At 28.9% G+C, this 16,835-nt stretch carries 11 protein-coding genes; 8 read left to right on the top strand and 3 right to left on the bottom strand.

Annotated elements, in window-relative coordinates; all coding sequences use genetic code 11:
- Window positions 1-3 precede the first annotated feature (3 nt).
- Window positions 4-1,263: a dicarboxylate/amino acid:cation symporter gene (locus tag NAB20_RS10445; protein WP_127823129.1), complete on the top strand. Its 1,260-nt coding sequence runs from the start codon at window positions 4-6 to the stop codon at window positions 1,261-1,263.
- A 413-nt stretch (window positions 1,264-1,676) separates the two neighbouring features.
- On the opposite strand, the gene NAB20_RS10450 is transcribed toward NAB20_RS10445, so the two are convergent.
- A complete protein-coding gene (locus NAB20_RS10450) occupies window positions 1,677-2,252 on the bottom strand; it encodes a GNAT family N-acetyltransferase (RefSeq protein WP_105196382.1) in 576 nt (191 codons plus the stop codon).
- A gap of 72 nt (window positions 2,253-2,324) precedes the next feature.
- Between NAB20_RS10450 and NAB20_RS10455 the strand changes: the two genes are divergently transcribed.
- The 7 genes from NAB20_RS10455 to NAB20_RS10485 all read left to right on the top strand — a co-directional run bounded on the left by NAB20_RS10455 (window position 2,325) and on the right by NAB20_RS10485 (window position 10,476).
- The gene (locus NAB20_RS10455; protein WP_088394429.1) at window positions 2,325-2,606 is read left to right on the top strand and encodes a hypothetical protein; all 282 of its coding nucleotides are present in this window, start codon (window positions 2,325-2,327) and stop codon (window positions 2,604-2,606) included.
- A gap of 465 nt (window positions 2,607-3,071) precedes the next feature.
- A complete protein-coding gene (locus tag NAB20_RS10460) occupies window positions 3,072-3,506 on the top strand; it encodes a hypothetical protein (RefSeq protein ID WP_127823128.1) in 435 nt (144 codons plus the stop codon).
- Window positions 3,507-3,785: 279 nt separating this feature from the next.
- Window positions 3,786-4,349, top strand: a complete 564-nt coding sequence (locus tag NAB20_RS10465) for a Crp/Fnr family transcriptional regulator (protein ID WP_235878014.1) — start codon at window positions 3,786-3,788, stop codon at window positions 4,347-4,349.
- Between the two features lie 95 nt (window positions 4,350-4,444).
- A complete protein-coding gene (locus tag NAB20_RS10470; protein ID WP_205728012.1) occupies window positions 4,445-5,230 on the top strand; it encodes a type 1 glutamine amidotransferase domain-containing protein in 786 nt (261 codons plus the stop codon).
- Window positions 5,231-5,291: 61 nt separating this feature from the next.
- Window positions 5,292-5,675 (top strand): VOC family protein, encoded by a 384-nt coding sequence (locus NAB20_RS10475; protein WP_088394435.1) that lies wholly within the window; start codon window positions 5,292-5,294, stop codon window positions 5,673-5,675.
- Between the two features lie 1,111 nt (window positions 5,676-6,786).
- Complete coding sequence (katG, locus tag NAB20_RS10480; RefSeq protein ID WP_127823127.1) at window positions 6,787-8,961, top strand: catalase/peroxidase HPI; 2,175 nt, start codon at window positions 6,787-6,789, stop codon at window positions 8,959-8,961.
- 1,143 nt (window positions 8,962-10,104) lie between these two features.
- Window positions 10,105-10,476, top strand: a complete 372-nt coding sequence (locus NAB20_RS10485) for a hypothetical protein (protein ID WP_105196514.1) — start codon at window positions 10,105-10,107, stop codon at window positions 10,474-10,476.
- 373 nt (window positions 10,477-10,849) lie between these two features.
- Here the strand turns inward: NAB20_RS10485 and NAB20_RS10490 are convergent, their stop codons facing one another.
- A complete protein-coding gene (locus tag NAB20_RS10490; protein WP_127823126.1) occupies window positions 10,850-13,252 on the bottom strand; it encodes a thiamine pyrophosphate-dependent enzyme in 2,403 nt (800 codons plus the stop codon).
- Between the two features lie 178 nt (window positions 13,253-13,430).
- Window positions 13,431-16,235, bottom strand: coding sequence for an aminopeptidase (locus tag NAB20_RS10495; protein WP_375605104.1), 2,805 nt, complete (start codon window positions 16,233-16,235; stop codon window positions 13,431-13,433).
- Window positions 16,236-16,835 lie beyond the last annotated feature (600 nt).

A 16,835-nucleotide genomic window follows, 5' to 3' on the forward strand; every position in this document is an offset into this window, starting at 1 on the left:
ATAATGGAAATAACTAAAAACGAAGTTTCTAAGAAATCTATTTTTTCAAATCTGACTGTCCAAATCTTATTGGCAATGCTTTTAGGAGCAGCGTTAGGGATTTTTATACATAATAATTGTGACGATACTACCGCTAAGGATTTTAGTGGCTACATAAAAATGTTAGCTACAGTTTTTATTCGCTTAGTTCAAATGATTATTTCACCTCTTGTTTTTACAACGTTGGTTGTAGGTATTGCAAAATTAGGCGATATAAAAGCAGTTGGAAGAATAGGAGGGAAAGCCCTAGGATGGTTTTTTACTGCTTCTTTTCTTTCTTTATTAATAGGAATGTTTTGGGTAAATATTTTACAACCAGGAGCAGGGCTAAACCTAAGTGGAGTAGATGTAACTACAGCAGCGGAAGTAACAGAAAAAACACAAAATTTTTCGGCACAAAATTTCGTTGAACATATAATTCCCAAAAGTGTTGTAGAAGCAATGGCAACCAATGAAATTTTACAAATTGTAATCTTTTCAATCTTTTTTGGTTTAGCAGCCGCTTCTTTAGGCGATCATACAAAGTCTGTTATAAATGCTTTAGATAAAACATCGCATATTATATTAAAAATGGTGAATTATGTAATGAAATTTGCCCCACTAGGTGTTTTTGGAGCAATAGCAGGCGTATTTGCTATTCGTGATTTAGGTGAGCTTTTATTAACTTATGCTAAATATTTTGGTTCCTTTTTAGTAGGAATTACTTCGTTATGGATTGTATTATTAATTATTGGTTATTTGTTTTTAGGGAAAAGAATTAAAATTCTCTTAAATCATATTATTTCACCTTTGGTAATTGCATTTGGTACAACTAGTAGTGAGGCTGTTTTTCCTAAATTAACAGAAGAATTAGAAAAATTTGGTATAAAAGATAAAATTGTATCATTTATGCTCCCATTAGGTTATTCTTTTAATTTAGATGGAAGTATGATGTATATGACTTTTGCAAGTATTTTTATAGCACAAGCTTATGGCGTTTCATTAGACTTAGGAACTCAATTAACGATGTTATTAGTTTTAATGTTGACAAGCAAAGGAATAGCAGGAGTGCCAAGAGCTAGTTTAGTAGTTGTGGCAGCTACTTGTGGTATGTTTGATATTCCTGTAGAAGGTATTGCCCTAATATTGCCAATAGATCATTTTTGCGATATGTTTAGAAGTGCAACAAATGTTTTAGGAAATGCTTTAGCAACGTCTGTAGTTGGAAATTGGGAGAAGGAATAATGATAGTAAAAAATTAAAAAGATCCTAATTCAAATTTCAAATAGATAGATCGTATCATTTTTGATAACCCCATTTTCAGATAAAACACTGAAAATGGGGTTATCTGCATTAAGAACAAGAAATAAATTATTTCGATTCAACCCAGATTCCGCATTAGACTTGGTTGTGAAACAAAATTTTTCAATAAATTCAAGTGCTCACGGAAAATTTTAGAAGAAGAAATAGTGAACTATTTTGATGATTAAAATTTGAGTACGTGCTTGAATTGGAAGAAAAATAAAGTGGAATAGATTTACTTCGTCTATTCGCTAAGCTCGGGTCTAATGCGTAATCTGGGTTCAAAGTTCTTTTGTTTGTAATAAACTTCTAAGGAATAATAAGGGGTTGAAGATATTGGTAGACCTATTTAATTATTATTCTATAATATTTTTGAAGTTAAATTCTGATTTTAGGATAGCATAAATGACAGAATCCCAAAATTTACCCTCAAAATATTCATTTTCACGTAAATGACCTTCTTTTACAAAACCTAATTTTTCTAATACGCGTGCAGAAGCTTGATTTTTTGGATCTATTACAGCTTCTATAGAATGAAGTCCCATTTGATTAAAACCATATTCTAATATAAGTTGGACAGCTTCTGTAGCAATACCTCTGCCGTTATATTCGGGTAATATCATATAGCCTATTTCGGAACGATAATTTTCTTTTTGTATACGATAATAACCTAAAAAACCTATTAATTTATCATCTGGTTTTTCAGTAATAGCCCAATTGATTCCTTCATTTAATTCAATTTTATTATTTATAGTGTCTATAAGTTCTATAGCCTCTTCTTTATTTTTTAATAGCGGACGTGGTATAAATTGCATATTATCAGGATTACTTCGTAATGCAAATACTTGATCCACATCTTTATGGGTCATTTTTCTTAGTATTAATCGTTCCGATTCTAAATTTTGAAATGGTAAAAATGTAAAGGATTTCATAAAAAAATGCAAATTGTTGTAAAAAATGATTAAATTTATAATATCTCAGACCTATAAAATAAGTGTAAATATATGGAAACAAAATTTGAATTGATAGAAAAAGAATTAATAGAAGACTTAAATTTCCCAAATGAAGAAGTTTTAGAAGAATTAAAAGATAGAGCTCAATTAAAAGTAGAGTTGGAACGAGCGCAGGTATTAGGAAATTTAGAACATGCTAAAATTAAAATTTATTTTGAAGATGCCATTTCAAAAAGAGTAGTGGATACAACAATTTGGGGAGTAACAGATCAAGAGATAATTCTAAAAAAGGGAGTTACTATTCCAATAAATCGTATTTATAAAATAGTATAAGAATTTAAATTTTTACAAAAAATGATATTTGTAACTTCTGTTAGACTTTTAGATTAACAGAAGTTTTTTAGTTTTTAATCAAAATTCCGCATTAGAGATTTTTAAACCCTGATTACGCGTTAGAGATTTTAAAAAAACATATTTTATTGATTGTTAGTACTATATAAAATTACGAACTAGAATTACCAAATAAATAAACCCTTCTATTTCAGTAAGTTATAAAATTTATTTTTTCTAATTTGGAATCTGAGTTTAACCCGCATTTCATTATTTTGATTCAATGCGTATAATTTGAGATAAAGAATTTTGGTAATAAAAAAAGTATACATAATGATAGGTAAATAATACTTTGTCAGAATATCGAAAATGAGTTATATTTGGAAGAAAAAGGAATATAAAAAGTAGAAATATTATTTTGAAGCAAAAAATAATTTTTAGAATACTTTTTAAAAAAAATATATTCAGATGAAAAATAAACACCAAAACCTAAAAATACTGATTGTTTCTTTGAGTTTAATATTATTATTAATGTCTCTTACACAAAATGCTTATTATATAGCTGAAATGAAGGATTCAATAGGATCATTTGGGTTGACATCTTTTTTATTAGGTTGGTTCGATATTTTTGGACCAGGAATATCTTGGCTAGCTAATCCGTTATTGATTATTTCATGGATAGTATTAATTTTTAAAAATTCTAAAATATCTTTATACTTAAGCTTTATGGCTGTTGCCTTCTCATTATCTTTTTTGTTTTTTAAAGAGATAATAGTAAATGAAGCTGGAGAAAAAAGTGAAATTATAGTATATGGAAATGGATATTGGTTATGGTTGTCGAGTTGTGTATTAAATTTTTTCGGCAATATAATAGTATGTTATAAATTGAAAAAGATTCATTAGTAACTAATATTTTGTTGTGTAAGCAGTGTAATCATGAAATACCTATATAAAATGAAATAAAGGTTATTGAAATTAAATCTAAATGGAAAAAAATAAAAGAAGAAAAATAAAGCTCTTATTTAGTTTAGATTGTAAGTGCTTGAAAAATTAAAATGTCAAGCATATTAAAGAAAATCCGCTTAGCTTAACTTGGGACTTGTGCTGTTTTCTACTATATTTACCCAACAAAATTAAGATACTAAAAAAATTATACCAGCTAAAAAGACTGTTTAGAGAGAAATGAGTGAGATATTGAGAAGTCAAATAGAAAGAATTACACCATTAACAGACAAAGAATTTGAATATATTTTGTCTCACTTTACTATAAAAAAATTAAAAAAGCACCAATATCTGATTCAAGAAGGGGATTTTGTACAGAATGATCATTTTGTAACGAAGGGACTTCTAAAGGCATATTATGTTAATCAAGATGGAAAGGAACATATCATGCAATTTGCCATGGAAGATTGGTGGATTACAGATTATCAAGCTTATTTTAACGAAACAAAGTCGATATTAAATATTGATTGTATTGAAGCAACAGAAGTGCTTTGTTTATCCTTGTATAATAGAGAAAAATTGTGTGCTGATATGCACAAAATAGAACATTTTTTTAGAAAAAAATCCAACTCGGGTTACATGGCTTTACAAAGAAGAATACTTTCTTTTTTAAATAGTAACGCCAAAGAAAGATACGAGCAACTTCGTGAAAATTATCCTATATTATTTCAAAGAGTCCCCAAAACACTAATTGCTTCTTATTTAGGCGTTTCTAGAGAAACACTTAGCCGTTTGAGTTCCTAATTGTGATATAGCGCACAAAAAAGATGTGATTTACTTCCTATGTAAAAATAGAGAATGTCCTGAAATTTGCATAATCAATTTATAATAGTGTAGCCATGAGCAAACTATTCAAAAAAGTTTTAACAGGAATTATAGTAATTGTAATTTATACCATTTTTGGTGGTGTAAACCAAGCAAATGCGCAAAATTTAAATAGGAAAAAGATGAACAAAAAAATTTTATTTGTGGTGACTAGCCACGACAAATTAGGAGAAACAGGAGAATCTACAGGTTATTATTTAGGTGAAGTAACTCATCCTTGGGCTGTTTTAAGTGATGCAGGATATGAAATAGAGTTTGTTAGCCCTAAAGGGGGGCATCCATCCTATTATGGAGAAAATAATGAAGATCCTATTGACCAAAGATTTTTAGCAGATGAAAAATACCAAGCTAAAATTCAAAATACTATGAAACCATCCGATGTTAATCCATCTGATTATGTAGCTATCTTATATGCAGGAGGGCATGGAACAATGTGGGATTTTGCAGATAATGTAGAATTAGCTTTAATTGCTCAAAAAATATATGAAAATAATGGTGTAGTAAGTGCCGTTTGTCATGGACCAGCAGGTTTGGTAAATATTAAACTTAATAATGGAAAATATTTGGTTGACGGAAAAAAAATCAATGCTTTTACCAATGAAGAAGAGAGTGCTATAAAATTAGAAAATGTAGTACCATTTAGTTTAGAAACTAAACTTATAGAACGTGGTGCAAAGTTTGAAAAATCAGGATTGTGGCAATCTCACGTGACGGTAGACCAAAGAGTCGTAACAGGACAAAATCCACAATCAGCTCATGGAGTAGGAGAAGCTGTTTTAAAAGAACTTCAAAAACTTTAATCTAAAATTTAAAAATTATTTAAGGCAACTATTTTGTTGCCTTAAATGCGTTTAAGTATATATGTTAAAAAAGGTTCATCATATAGCTGTTATTTGTTCAGACTATCAGAAGTCAAAATATTTTTATACAAAAATTTTAGGATTAGAAATTATAAAAGAAGTATATAGAGAAGATAGAGAGTCTTATAAGTTAGATTTAGCATTAGATGGAGTTTATGTTATAGAATTATTCTCATTTCCTAATCCCCCCGTAAGAGTTTCAAGACCAGAAGCCTGCGGACTAAGACATTTAGCTTTTGAAGTTTTAGATCTAAAAGAGGCGATAGAAAAACTAAAAAAACACAATATTATAGTTGAACCTATAAGAACTGATGCGTTTACTCAAAAAAGATTTACATTTCTTCAAGATCCTGATGAATTACCCATCGAGTTATATGAAAATTGAAGTATACTTAAGCGAATTATAACTTAATTAGTTCTTTAAATAAAATCAATTAAAACTCTTTTTAATAAGTATTTAAAATGCTTTTTGTAAAGTAAATTTTAAAGTTTATTTTTAGAAAACTAGAAACCATAATTAAAGAGATCATATTGCCTTTGAAAATAAATGTTGAATAATAAATCAGTATGTATTTTTAAATTATAAGGATTAGATGCGTTATTTACTAGGCTCAAATTAAGAATAGAAAATAAAATTATTATTTATAAAAATAAGTCTCTATTAAATATATATCATTTTTTTTCTATCGTAACCTAATTATATTTTAGGTAAAAATAGGATTATTGATACCATGTATATTTTTGTTTCTTCATATAAATTGTATGACTTTATTTAATCCAAATAGGATATTAACTTCGTTATGAAACAAAAAACAATAAATTCAAATACTTGCAGAAAATTTTAGAAGAAGAAATAGAGGATTTTTTGGTGATTAAACTTCAATTCCGCATTAGACTTCGTGGTAAAGATAAAATGCGAGGATAAAAGTTTTGATTTAATGCCTTGTTTGTCACTTCGATCCAAGGGAGAAATTACATTTATTTAGCGTGAGTTGGACTTAATAAAACTTTTAACTTGCTAATAAACAGTTCTTTCGATTTCTTTGAGGAACTTTTTGTAATAGCTATACGACGAAAACACAAAGAAAGCCCTAACGGAAGCACAAATATTCTATGTAATGTGCTAAAAATCAATATTTTTTATATCGAACTCAGGTTAAAATAATATTATACAAAGGATCTTGTTTAAAAACTTTCAATTAGCTTAATAGTAAATAAATTACAAGAGCTTTCTTAAGTAATACACCTATTTTTGGTATATTTGAGTTATATAATGAACGAAACTTTTCATTATCATTACAATCCTTACCGTATATTTTGAGGTGAAAAAAATAATGTAAAAAGTAAAAATATGGAATATTTAGAATTACCTGTTTGCTACTTAAGTTAAGTTTACACTTTTATAAAAGTAATTATTCAATCTGTAAATAATTTAAAAACGGTTAATATCTATAGATTATAAATGAAAAATAAATAAAATTTAAACTGAAAAAATTATGAACAATTCAAAAGAAGGAAAATGCCCTTTCCATCATGGTGCTAATACAGAATCGCAGAACTCTGTTATAAATAAGTGGCCCAATGCACTTAATCTTGATATTTTAAATCAACATGATAGAAAAACCAATCCGTTTGATAAAGATTTTAATTATGCTGAAGAGTTTAAAAAACTTGATTTAGAAGCTTTAAAAGAAGATCTAAAAAAACTGATGACTGAAAGTCAAGATTGGTGGCCTGCTGATTGGGGACATTATGGAGGTTTAATGATTAGGATGGCATGGCATGCGGCAGGGACATATCGTTTAGCAGATGGAAGAGGTGGCGCAAATACAGGAAATCAACGTTTTGCACCTCTTAACAGTTGGCCAGATAATGGTAATTTAGATAAAGCTCGTAGGTTGTTGTGGCCTATTAAGAAAAAATATGGGAACAAGATTTCTTGGGCAGATTTAATGATACTTGCAGGAAATATGGCTTATGAATCAATGGGGTTTAAAACATTTGGTTTTGCAGGAGGTCGTGAAGATATATGGCATCCTGAAAAAGATATTTATTGGGGAGCAGAAAAAGAATGGTTAGGTAAAGAAAGATATTCAGATGATACTGATAGCGAATCTCTAGAAAATCCTTTAGCAGCAGTACAAATGGGGTTAATTTATGTTAATCCAGAAGGTGTTGATGGTAAACCAGATCCGTTAAAAACAGCTCAAGATGTTCGTACTACTTTTAAACGTATGGCTATGGATGATGAAGAAACTGTAGCATTAACAGCGGGAGGGCACACTGTCGGAAAAGCGCACGGAAATGGGAATGCTTCCATTTTAGGACCTAATCCAGAATCATCAAATATTGAAACACAAGGTTTTGGTTGGATGAATCCAGAAGGAAAAGGTAATGCTGAGGATACTGTAACCAGTGGATTGGAAGGAGCGTGGACAACAACTCCAGATAAATGGAATCACACCTATTTTCATCTTCTCTTAAATTATGAGTGGGAATTAAAGAAAAGTCCAGCAGATGCTTGGCAATGGGAGCCCATTAATATTAAAGAAGAAGATAAACCATTGGATGCTCATATAAAAGGAGTACGTAGAAATCCTATCATGACAGATGCTGATATGGCTATGAAACTTGATCCTGAATATAAAAAAATAGCAGAAAAATTCTATAATGATCCGACTTATTTTGAAGATGTATTTGCAAGAGCATGGTTTAAATTAACACATCGTGATTTAGGTCCCAAAAGCCGTTATCTTGGAGCTGATGTGCCAAAAGAAGATTTAATTTGGCAAGACCCAATTCCAGTTGTTGATTACAAATTGAGTGATAAAGAAATAGAGGACTTAAAAGAAAAAATTTTAAATTCAGGATTGACAAAAACAGAACTTATTAATACAGCATGGGATAGTGCAAGAACATTCCGTAGTTCTGATTTTAGAGGAGGAGCAAATGGAGCAAGAATTCGTTTAGCACCTCAAAAAGATTGGGAAGGCAATGAGCCTCAAAGGTTAGAAAAAGTATTAAATAAACTTTATGAAATTCAAAATGAATGGACGAATAAAGTGAGTATAGCAGATTTGATTGTCTTAGGAGGTTGTGCGGCCATCGAAAAAGCAGCTAAAGAAGGAGGCGTAAATATAAAAGTACCTTTTGATGCAGGACGAGGAGATGCAACAGAAGACACAACGGATATTGAGTCTTTTGCGGTTTTAGAACCAATTCATGATGGATATAGAAATTGGCTTAAAAAAGACTATGCCGTTACTCCTGAAGAATTACTTTTAGATAGAACACAATTGATGGGACTTACAGCTCCAGAAATGACCGTATTAATAGGCGGTATGCGAGTTTTAGGTACTAACTATGGCGATACGAAGCATGGTGTTTTTACAGAAAGAGAAGGTGTTTTAAGTAATGATTTTTTTGTGAATATTACAGATATGAATTACACTTGGAAGCCAGTTTCGGAAAATCTTTATAATATTGTTGATAGAAAAAGTGGAACGACAAAGTGGACGGCTACACGAGTTGATTTAGTATTGGGATCAAATTCTATTTTACGTGCCTATGCTGAAGTTTATGCGCAAGATGATAATAAAGAAAAGTTTGTGCATGATTTTGTTAAAGCATGGGCAAAGGTAATGAGTTCAGATCGCTATGATTTAAAATAATAGCGTATAATACTTAAAAATAGAGAGTGTCTAAAAGTTTTTTACGATTGTTTCAAATAAATTGATAATACTTTTTAGATACTCTCTCTCTTTTATAATAAATTAGGTGTATAAGAAAAGGTGCCAATGCTATCAAATCTTATTTAGTTGGTTCCAAAATATTTTTCTGAAACCATTTTAGATTTTATCTAACTCCATTAAATGATTTCTTAAAGTATTATTTTAAGATTTTTTACCTTCCTTGATAGATTTTTAAAAAAAAATACTCATTTAATTCATACTATGCGTTAGAAAATTATTATAAAATTTCGATCCAAGAAAGGTTGTAATGTAAATAAGCAAAATATAGTACTGATAATGTCATTTCAATAGAAGAATTGATAAATGATAATTTCTAACGCAGAATTTTGGGGTAAGTATACCCGCATTTGATAAAAAATCAGTGTATTCTTATTTTTTACTTTTTCATCTTCATTACAAAGTTTATTATGTAATCTGAGTATAATTCATATTTTGTTTTAATAAAATAACATGGTATAACTACCTATTGTTTTTGTATATTTTATTTGTATTAAAATGTTGATTTTTAGTTTTTTTTTATCATCAACCTATCATTTTAATTTAAGTTATGTTGTCGTTTTTTTACAATTTTAAAAAGAATGGATAATTTAGTTTTGTACCCAATAAAATAATAATATTAATATGTCTTAAGGGAACTGCAATAGATATAAGAAATAAAAAAATAATATTTAACGTAAAATAAGATTGTAAAGCGAAAAGGAGCTATAAGCTGTAAACTTGTGTTAATCATACGAGATAATGATCTAATTTGTTTTCTTGAATAGAATTTAAGTAGACTGTTAATTATTTTTTCTATAAAGGATTAAAAAACTGAAATAGAAACAATTCTAAAGATTTAGAATGTTGGGGGGGAAGATTTTGTTTTAATTGTAGATTAAGAAATGATTCATAAGTGAATAATTGTATTTTAAACTTAATATAAGATCTAATTTTCTAAAATAATTCTATTATAGTTCATTTTTAATTATCGACTATTCGTTTGAGTATCAGTTTTTTTAGAAACGTAAGTTTGTAAAGTTATCCTTCTGCGTATTAATTAGAATAATTTAAAAATAAATGAAAATGTATGATTTTTTAGAACAATTTGGAAGTGATTGTGAAACGATACCTGGTTTTTTACGTGTAGCCATTTCAGAAGTAAATAGTGGAATTTGTTTATATGCTAAATCATCAATTCCAGGTTTTGATGCAGAATTAGCTTCATCATTTAATTTACAAGTTGTTAAAGCCAAATTGAATGCCATTGAAGCCTTTCATTTAAATCAATCTATTGAAGATATTTTGATTACATTGACAGAAGAGGTTCATATCTTAGATATATCAAAAGATAATACTTATTTTATTTATTTAGCAATTGACTCTTCTCAAGCTAATTTGGGTATGACAAAAGCTTTGTTAAATAGATATAAAAAACAGTTAGAAGGAAAGTTGTAATTAAGAGATATTTAAAAGGTGTTTAAAATGGATATTATTCCTCGTTAAATTATATAAATATATTAGATTTTATAAATCTCCCTTTGCGAAAATTATTTAATAAAAACTAGTTTTATTAATAGAGTTATTTATTTGCGTTTTCATGATTGTAGTGCATAAGTGAGTTTGTTACTTAGATAGAAAGGGAATATTATCAGTATTATACCATTTAAGGTTTAAATTTACTGTAATATCTTTTCATTCGTGTATTTTGTAGTGAGTTTTGGTTTAGGTAAATTCAACCCAGAAATGGTATTATTCAAAATAAATAAAATAAAAAATGGAACGAAATAATTTTCGTTCCATTTTTTATCATGATATTTAAAAACTAATTTTAATATAAGTTAGGGAACTTACTAGGATTAGATTCGTGCATAATGTCATATACTTTTTCGAAAATATCTTCTATTGATGGTTTTGAAAAATAATCACCATCAGTGCCATAAGCAGGTCGATGTGCTTTTGCTGTAAGAGTTTCAGGTTGGCTATCTAAATGTTTATAGGCTTTTTGTACTTCTATGATTTGTTGTAAAATATAGGCAGCTGCACCACCAGGAACATCTTCGTCTACAATTAATAAACGGTTTGTTTTAGCAACTGATTTTGCTATATCGTGGTTAATGTCAAAAGGAAGTAATGATTGTATATCAATAATTTCAACATCAATACCTATTTCTAGTAATTCTTTAGCTGCTTGTTCAACTAAACGCAAAGTAGAACCATAAGATACTATGGTTATATCTTTTCCTTCTTTTATTGTTTCTGTAATACCTATAGGTGTTTTGAATTCACCTAAGTTGGTAGGCATTTTTTCTTTTAAGCGGTAGCCATTTAAGCATTCTACTACTAATGCAGGTTCATCTGTTTCCAATAAAGTGTTATAAAAACCAGCTGCTTTTGTCATGTTACGAGGTACTAATACATGAATTCCACGAATTGCATTGATGATCATTCCCATTGGGGATCCTGAATGCCAAATACCTTCTAAGCGATGACCACGAGTTCTGATGATTAGAGGTGATTTTTGACGACCTGCTGTACGGTATTGTAAGGTGGCTAAATCATCGCTCATGATTTGAATAGCATACAGTAAGTAGTCTAAATATTGAATTTCGGCTATAGGTCTTAATCCTCTCATAGCCATTCCTATTCCTTGGCCTAGGATAGTAGCTTCGCGTATACCTGCATCACTTACACGCATTTCACCATATTTTTCCTGCATCCCTTCTAACCCTTGGTTTACGTCTCCAATATTTCCAGAGTCTTCACCAAAAATTAAGGTTTGTGGGTATTTTGTAAAAAGGGCATCAAAATTATCTCGTATAACTAAACGTGCGTCTACTTCCTCTGCATTTTCGTCGTAAGTAGGTTTTATTTCATTGATAGTTAATACATTATTTTTTGATTGAGAAAATAGATGAGAACTAAATTTAGGTTGGATTTGTTGAGTATACTGTGTGATCCAATTGGCTAATGTAGTTCTGCCGTTTTCTTGTATTAGCATTCTGAGTACTTTTCGCGCAGTTGTGATTATATCTTTGCGAATAGGTTCTTTAATGCTATTTAAATCATTAGCATATTTTTCTATGAATATCTTATTGGTTGATTCAGATGCTATGTTTTGTAAAACTGTTACTAATTCATCTCTTTCTGATTTGATGGGATTTGAAAAATTGGCCCAAGCTGTTTTTTTACCTTCTAAAACATCTTTTTTGGCTAATGTATCAATTTCATCTAATTCTTCTGTTGTGGCTAAGTTGTTTTCTAATAGCCATTTACGCATTTGAGATAAGCAATCAAATTCTGTTTCCCAAGCTAAACGTTCAGTTGATTTATAGCGTTCATGTGATCCGGAAGTAGAATGACCTTGTGGTTGTGTTAATTCGTTTACGTGGATTAATACAGGTACATGTTCTTCTCGAGCTATTTTAGACGCTTGTTGATAGGTTTCTACTAGAGCAGGATAATCCCAACCTTTTACATTTAGTATTTCAAAACCTTTATTTTTTTCATCTCTTTGAAAACCTTTTAGGATTTCGGAAATGTTTTCTTTTGTTGTTTGATAACGAGCATGGACTGAAATACCGTATTCATCGTCCCATACACTCATTACCATAGGAACTTGTAAAACACCAGCAGCATTAATTGTTTCAAAGAACAATCCTTCTGATGTAGAGGCGTTGCCAATAGTTCCCCAAGCAACCTCATTCCCTTTTACAGAAAATAGGGTAGTGTTTATTCCTTCTACATTTCTAAAGATTTTAGAAGCCTGTGCTAAGCCTAATAAACGGGGCATTTGTCCTGCTGTAGGAGAGATGTCAGCGCTTGAGTTTTTTTGCTTAGTTAGGTCATTCCAATTACCGTTTTCATCTAGTGAATGTGTAGCAAAGTGACCTCCCATTTGACGACCAGCACTCATAGGATCGAATGCTAAATCAGTATGTCCGTAAAGACCCGCAAAGAATTGCTCAATTGTTAAAGCACCTATAGCCATCATAAAAGTTTGGTCACGATAATAACCTGAACGAAAATCACCATTTTGGAATGCTTTTGCTAAAGCAAGTTGGGGGATTTCTTTTCCATCTCCAAAAATTCCGAATTTCGCTTTTCCTGTTAAGACTTCTTTACGACCTAATAAACTACACTCGCGACTAATGCGAGCAATTTTGTAATCATTTAAAACTTCTGTTTTAAAATCTTCAAAAGTTAATTCTTTTTTTTCTTCTACTTGTGCCATTTTCTTAAATGTAAGTACGCAAATTTAATTAAAAAGCGGTTATGTTGCGCTTTATTTTGAAAAAATAAAATTTAATTATTCGTATTTTTATTTAGATATAATCTTTTTTAATTATTTATTTTTTATTAAAATAAAGTTTTTTATAATGAAAATTTATTAAAATATTCTTTTTTTTGTTTTAAAACCATTTTCTATTGAAAATACCTAAAAGTGTTTTCGGATTAATAGTAAATTGGAAACGTATTTTTTCAGTATAATTTTTTTGACCGATTTCCCATCCATTTTTTGAATAGATAGGGCAGAATATCTCAAAATAATCAGGAACTATGTTTAAATGAATTCCAGAATCGTAAATAAAATTAGGATCATTGTATTTGTTTTTGTATAATCCTATATCGCCGTATAGCTGAATCCATTTCCATAAAGAAGAAGTTATATTGAGTGCTGTAAGCCATTGATTAGCATAAGGATTGTTAAATTTAGATTTAAATCCTCCCTCAGCTATTATGATTTGTTGACTAAAAAAACCTGATTTTTCACTTCTCCCATAGAAAGAGTAATCAAAAAGATAGTCTTTTGGACGATCTAATCCAAAATCATAATAAGAAGAATTGTTGTTTTTGTAGAGAAACAAGCCTCCGTAAAAACGAAATCCAATTTGATAATTGTTTTCAAAAAGTTTTCTGTAACTAATTTCATTAATGTATTTAGCAAATTCATTGCTTATTTGTAGCTGATTTGATACATGATATCCTTTTGCGGTTTCGTTATTTCCAAATGAATAGCGAGCGTTAAATACAGAATAGTTTAATGGGGATAAGGTGTCTTTCGATAGAGGGCTGAATTCCTTTTTTACAAAAACTTGCCTGAAAGAAAGGCTTTTGTATTCATTTTTGGTAATGTCAGCATTTCGGAATCGAAAAGTAAGTGCTGGTATAATTCTAAAATAAGAAGCGTTTTGAATATAATGAAAATAGGAACTAGATAAGGTAAAACGGGTTTGAAAGTTATCTTTAGAGGGTTTGTTTAATGAATAACCTATAAAACCACTACCTGTTAATGATCGGGTATTGAATGAATAACTTGGACTTATTTCATAATTAAAAGGACGTGCTATAAAACTTTCATTGTTTAGAATTAAAGATGCTAATACGCCATCATATACGTTGTAATCAATATTGGGGTAATAAAATATTTGATTGCGTTTAGAATCTTCTAAATCTCTAAAAAAAGTGAAATGGATAGGCCGATTGGGTTTTAAAAAACCAGTAGTTTTGTAATTGTTTTTTTTGTTTAATTCTGGATAATAATTATTTTGATTAATGACAAATTGGTCTAATTCTTTTTTATTAAAAGTTAAAATAGTATCTTTTTCAAAGTTAGGAATAATCCATTTTTCAAATATTTTGTCTTTGTTTTTATAACCACTTAAGGTGAAAGGGAGGTTGGTGTTTTGATTTTTTTTAATTTCTAATTGAATTTGATTATCTCGATTTTGAATTTTCCCAAAATAAAAATCAACGGTTTCTTTAGATGGTACTAATTCTTGAAAAAACCAATTTATATCTTTTTGTGTGTTTTTTTTTAAAATGTTTTCAAAATCAATATTACTACAAAATTTTTCTTGATTAATCTTTAAAAATTCTTGGATGCTTTTTTTTAAAGATTGATCTCCTAAATAGTTTTCAAGATATTTAAAAGCTAATCCTGCTTTGTATTTAAGGGCAATTTGTTCGTTAAATTTGCTTAATTTATTTTTAGGTGTAGTAAGAGCTTGATCTAAAGTTTTTCTGGCCATCATTAGATAAGCGTGATAATATTGTTCGTTGAATTTAGCGTTTATTAGTTCGTAACCTCTTAGTATCTTAAATCGGTTAAGAGTTCCTGCTAAATTGGCATTAGGGTAATATTCTTCTATATATTGGATTAAATAGTAGTATTGAATAGCATCTAATAAATAATGGTCTTTTCGCCAGTCGATATTTAAATTAGATTTTAAAAAATTTTGTGAGTAAACTTTTAAAAATTTTAGTTCATATAAAAAACTATTAGAAAAAGGGCTTAAAATGCTTGGTAGTTGATTGAGACCATAAAAAGGATTTCGATCATAATCAATTTGAGAAATAAGAAGGCGTTTTGTCTTAGATTTTCCTAAATGAGTTTGAAAGTAGTTGATAATTCTATCAATAATAAGGAATTTTTGAATATCATTAACGTTTTTACTATCTAAATTGGTTATGATGGAAATATTGTCGTTAGATAATGTTTCGAAAGTTTTATTTTTTTCTATTATAAATTGATATTCTTTTAAGTTTTTGCTTTTAAAAGTTTTTGAATCTATTGAATCTAAATTAGAAGTAATGCTGTATTGATTGGGTATTTCAAATGAAAAAAGTAATTCGTTAACCGTTTCATAGGTTGCATCTTCTGTGTTTTCATTACTATATAAAATGCCTGTATGCCTGTCTATTTGTTTGTTGATTAGTAAAAAACAATCTTTTAGATAAAAATCTTCTTTGTTTGTTCCCCATCGGGTAAATTTACTATTAGGTATTTTTAGTTCATAGTCCAATTGAATTTTTATAGAATCTCCTGATTTTAAAAGAGGGATATCTATTGAAAATAAATCTATTTGATTGGGGATCCTTTCTGGTTTGATCTCTGTATTGTTTACTGTAATAGAATTTATATAGGTTTCACCTCTTTCATTTTTATTAGATAAGTGGAAATTCCGAACAAATTGATCCGATAGTTTTTTTCCAAGTGGTGTTTGCCTATTAGAAAAACTATTATTCCAATCATTAAAAATTAATCTATCAATAGAATAAGGGTATTGGTTTTTATATGTAATTTTTTGATGAACAATTATTTTTTTTGAATGAGGCTCTAAAGAGACTTTGCAATCTAATGATTGTTGACTGTATAGAGAGTTTACATTCGTTAATGTAAAAAATAAAATAATGAATAAGAGTTGTTTCTTCAAAGTTTTGGTTTTATTGCAATATAAATAAAGAATTTCAAATTATATAAATTATATAGATAGTTGAAATTAAATTTTAGTTATCTCTTGTTATTATAAAAGCTTTCTTGTTTTAAAAATATGAATTATTCCTGTTTTTGTGTGGATTTTAAGATGCTTTTATGATTTAAAATAGATGTTTTATAGCGTGTTTGTTTTAAAAGAGGAGATGAATAGTTATTTGAACGGAGAAATGAAAGTAAAAATCATGTAGAATGATATACATAGTAAAAAATTGCAAATAGAGATAAAACGACTATAAATCCAGATTATGTGTTAGAAATAAAAAGAACTTTGAATCTAAAAAAATACACTTTTATGTTCTTAATTAGGTTGTTTTAAAAGTTTGTAATCTTGTCATTTATAGAAAAAGAGAAATCATATAAATAATTAATAATGTGAGTTTTTGCTTTGATGGAAGTAAAGAAGTGACGCGTTAAATCAATGCTTTTTCCCTACATCTGCAAGAAGAAAAGGTTATGTATTTTTTACCTTTTTATCTTTATCATGAAGGCTAATGCGGAATTGGGATAATTAAGGGAGTATAAAAAGTGCAAAGGAAGA

It is taken from the genome of Flavobacterium davisii, assembly GCF_042182265.1.
Lineage (GTDB): Bacteria > Bacteroidota > Bacteroidia > Flavobacteriales > Flavobacteriaceae > Flavobacterium > Flavobacterium davisii.

Bases quoted from the DNA above. Each gene is read 5' to 3' on its own strand.
- NAB20_RS10455 (WP_088394429.1), top strand. From the start codon at position 2,325: ATGGAAACAAAATTTGAATTGATAGAAAAAGAATTAATAGAAGACTTA.
- katG (WP_127823127.1), top strand. From the start codon at position 6,787: ATGAACAATTCAAAAGAAGGAAAATGCCCTTTCCATCATGGTGCTAAT.
- NAB20_RS10490 (WP_127823126.1), bottom strand. From the start codon at position 13,252: ATGGCACAAGTAGAAGAAAAAAAAGAATTAACTTTTGAAGATTTTAAA.
- NAB20_RS10450 (WP_105196382.1), bottom strand. From the start codon at position 2,252: ATGAAATCCTTTACATTTTTACCATTTCAAAATTTAGAATCGGAACGA.
- NAB20_RS10470 (WP_205728012.1), top strand. From the start codon at position 4,445: ATGAGCAAACTATTCAAAAAAGTTTTAACAGGAATTATAGTAATTGTA.
- NAB20_RS10445 (WP_127823129.1), top strand. From the start codon at position 4: ATGGAAATAACTAAAAACGAAGTTTCTAAGAAATCTATTTTTTCAAAT.
- NAB20_RS10460 (WP_127823128.1), top strand. From the start codon at position 3,072: ATGAAAAATAAACACCAAAACCTAAAAATACTGATTGTTTCTTTGAGT.
- NAB20_RS10475 (WP_088394435.1), top strand. From the start codon at position 5,292: ATGTTAAAAAAGGTTCATCATATAGCTGTTATTTGTTCAGACTATCAG.
- NAB20_RS10465 (WP_235878014.1), top strand. From the start codon at position 3,786: ATGAGTGAGATATTGAGAAGTCAAATAGAAAGAATTACACCATTAACA.
- NAB20_RS10485 (WP_105196514.1), top strand. From the start codon at position 10,105: ATGTATGATTTTTTAGAACAATTTGGAAGTGATTGTGAAACGATACCT.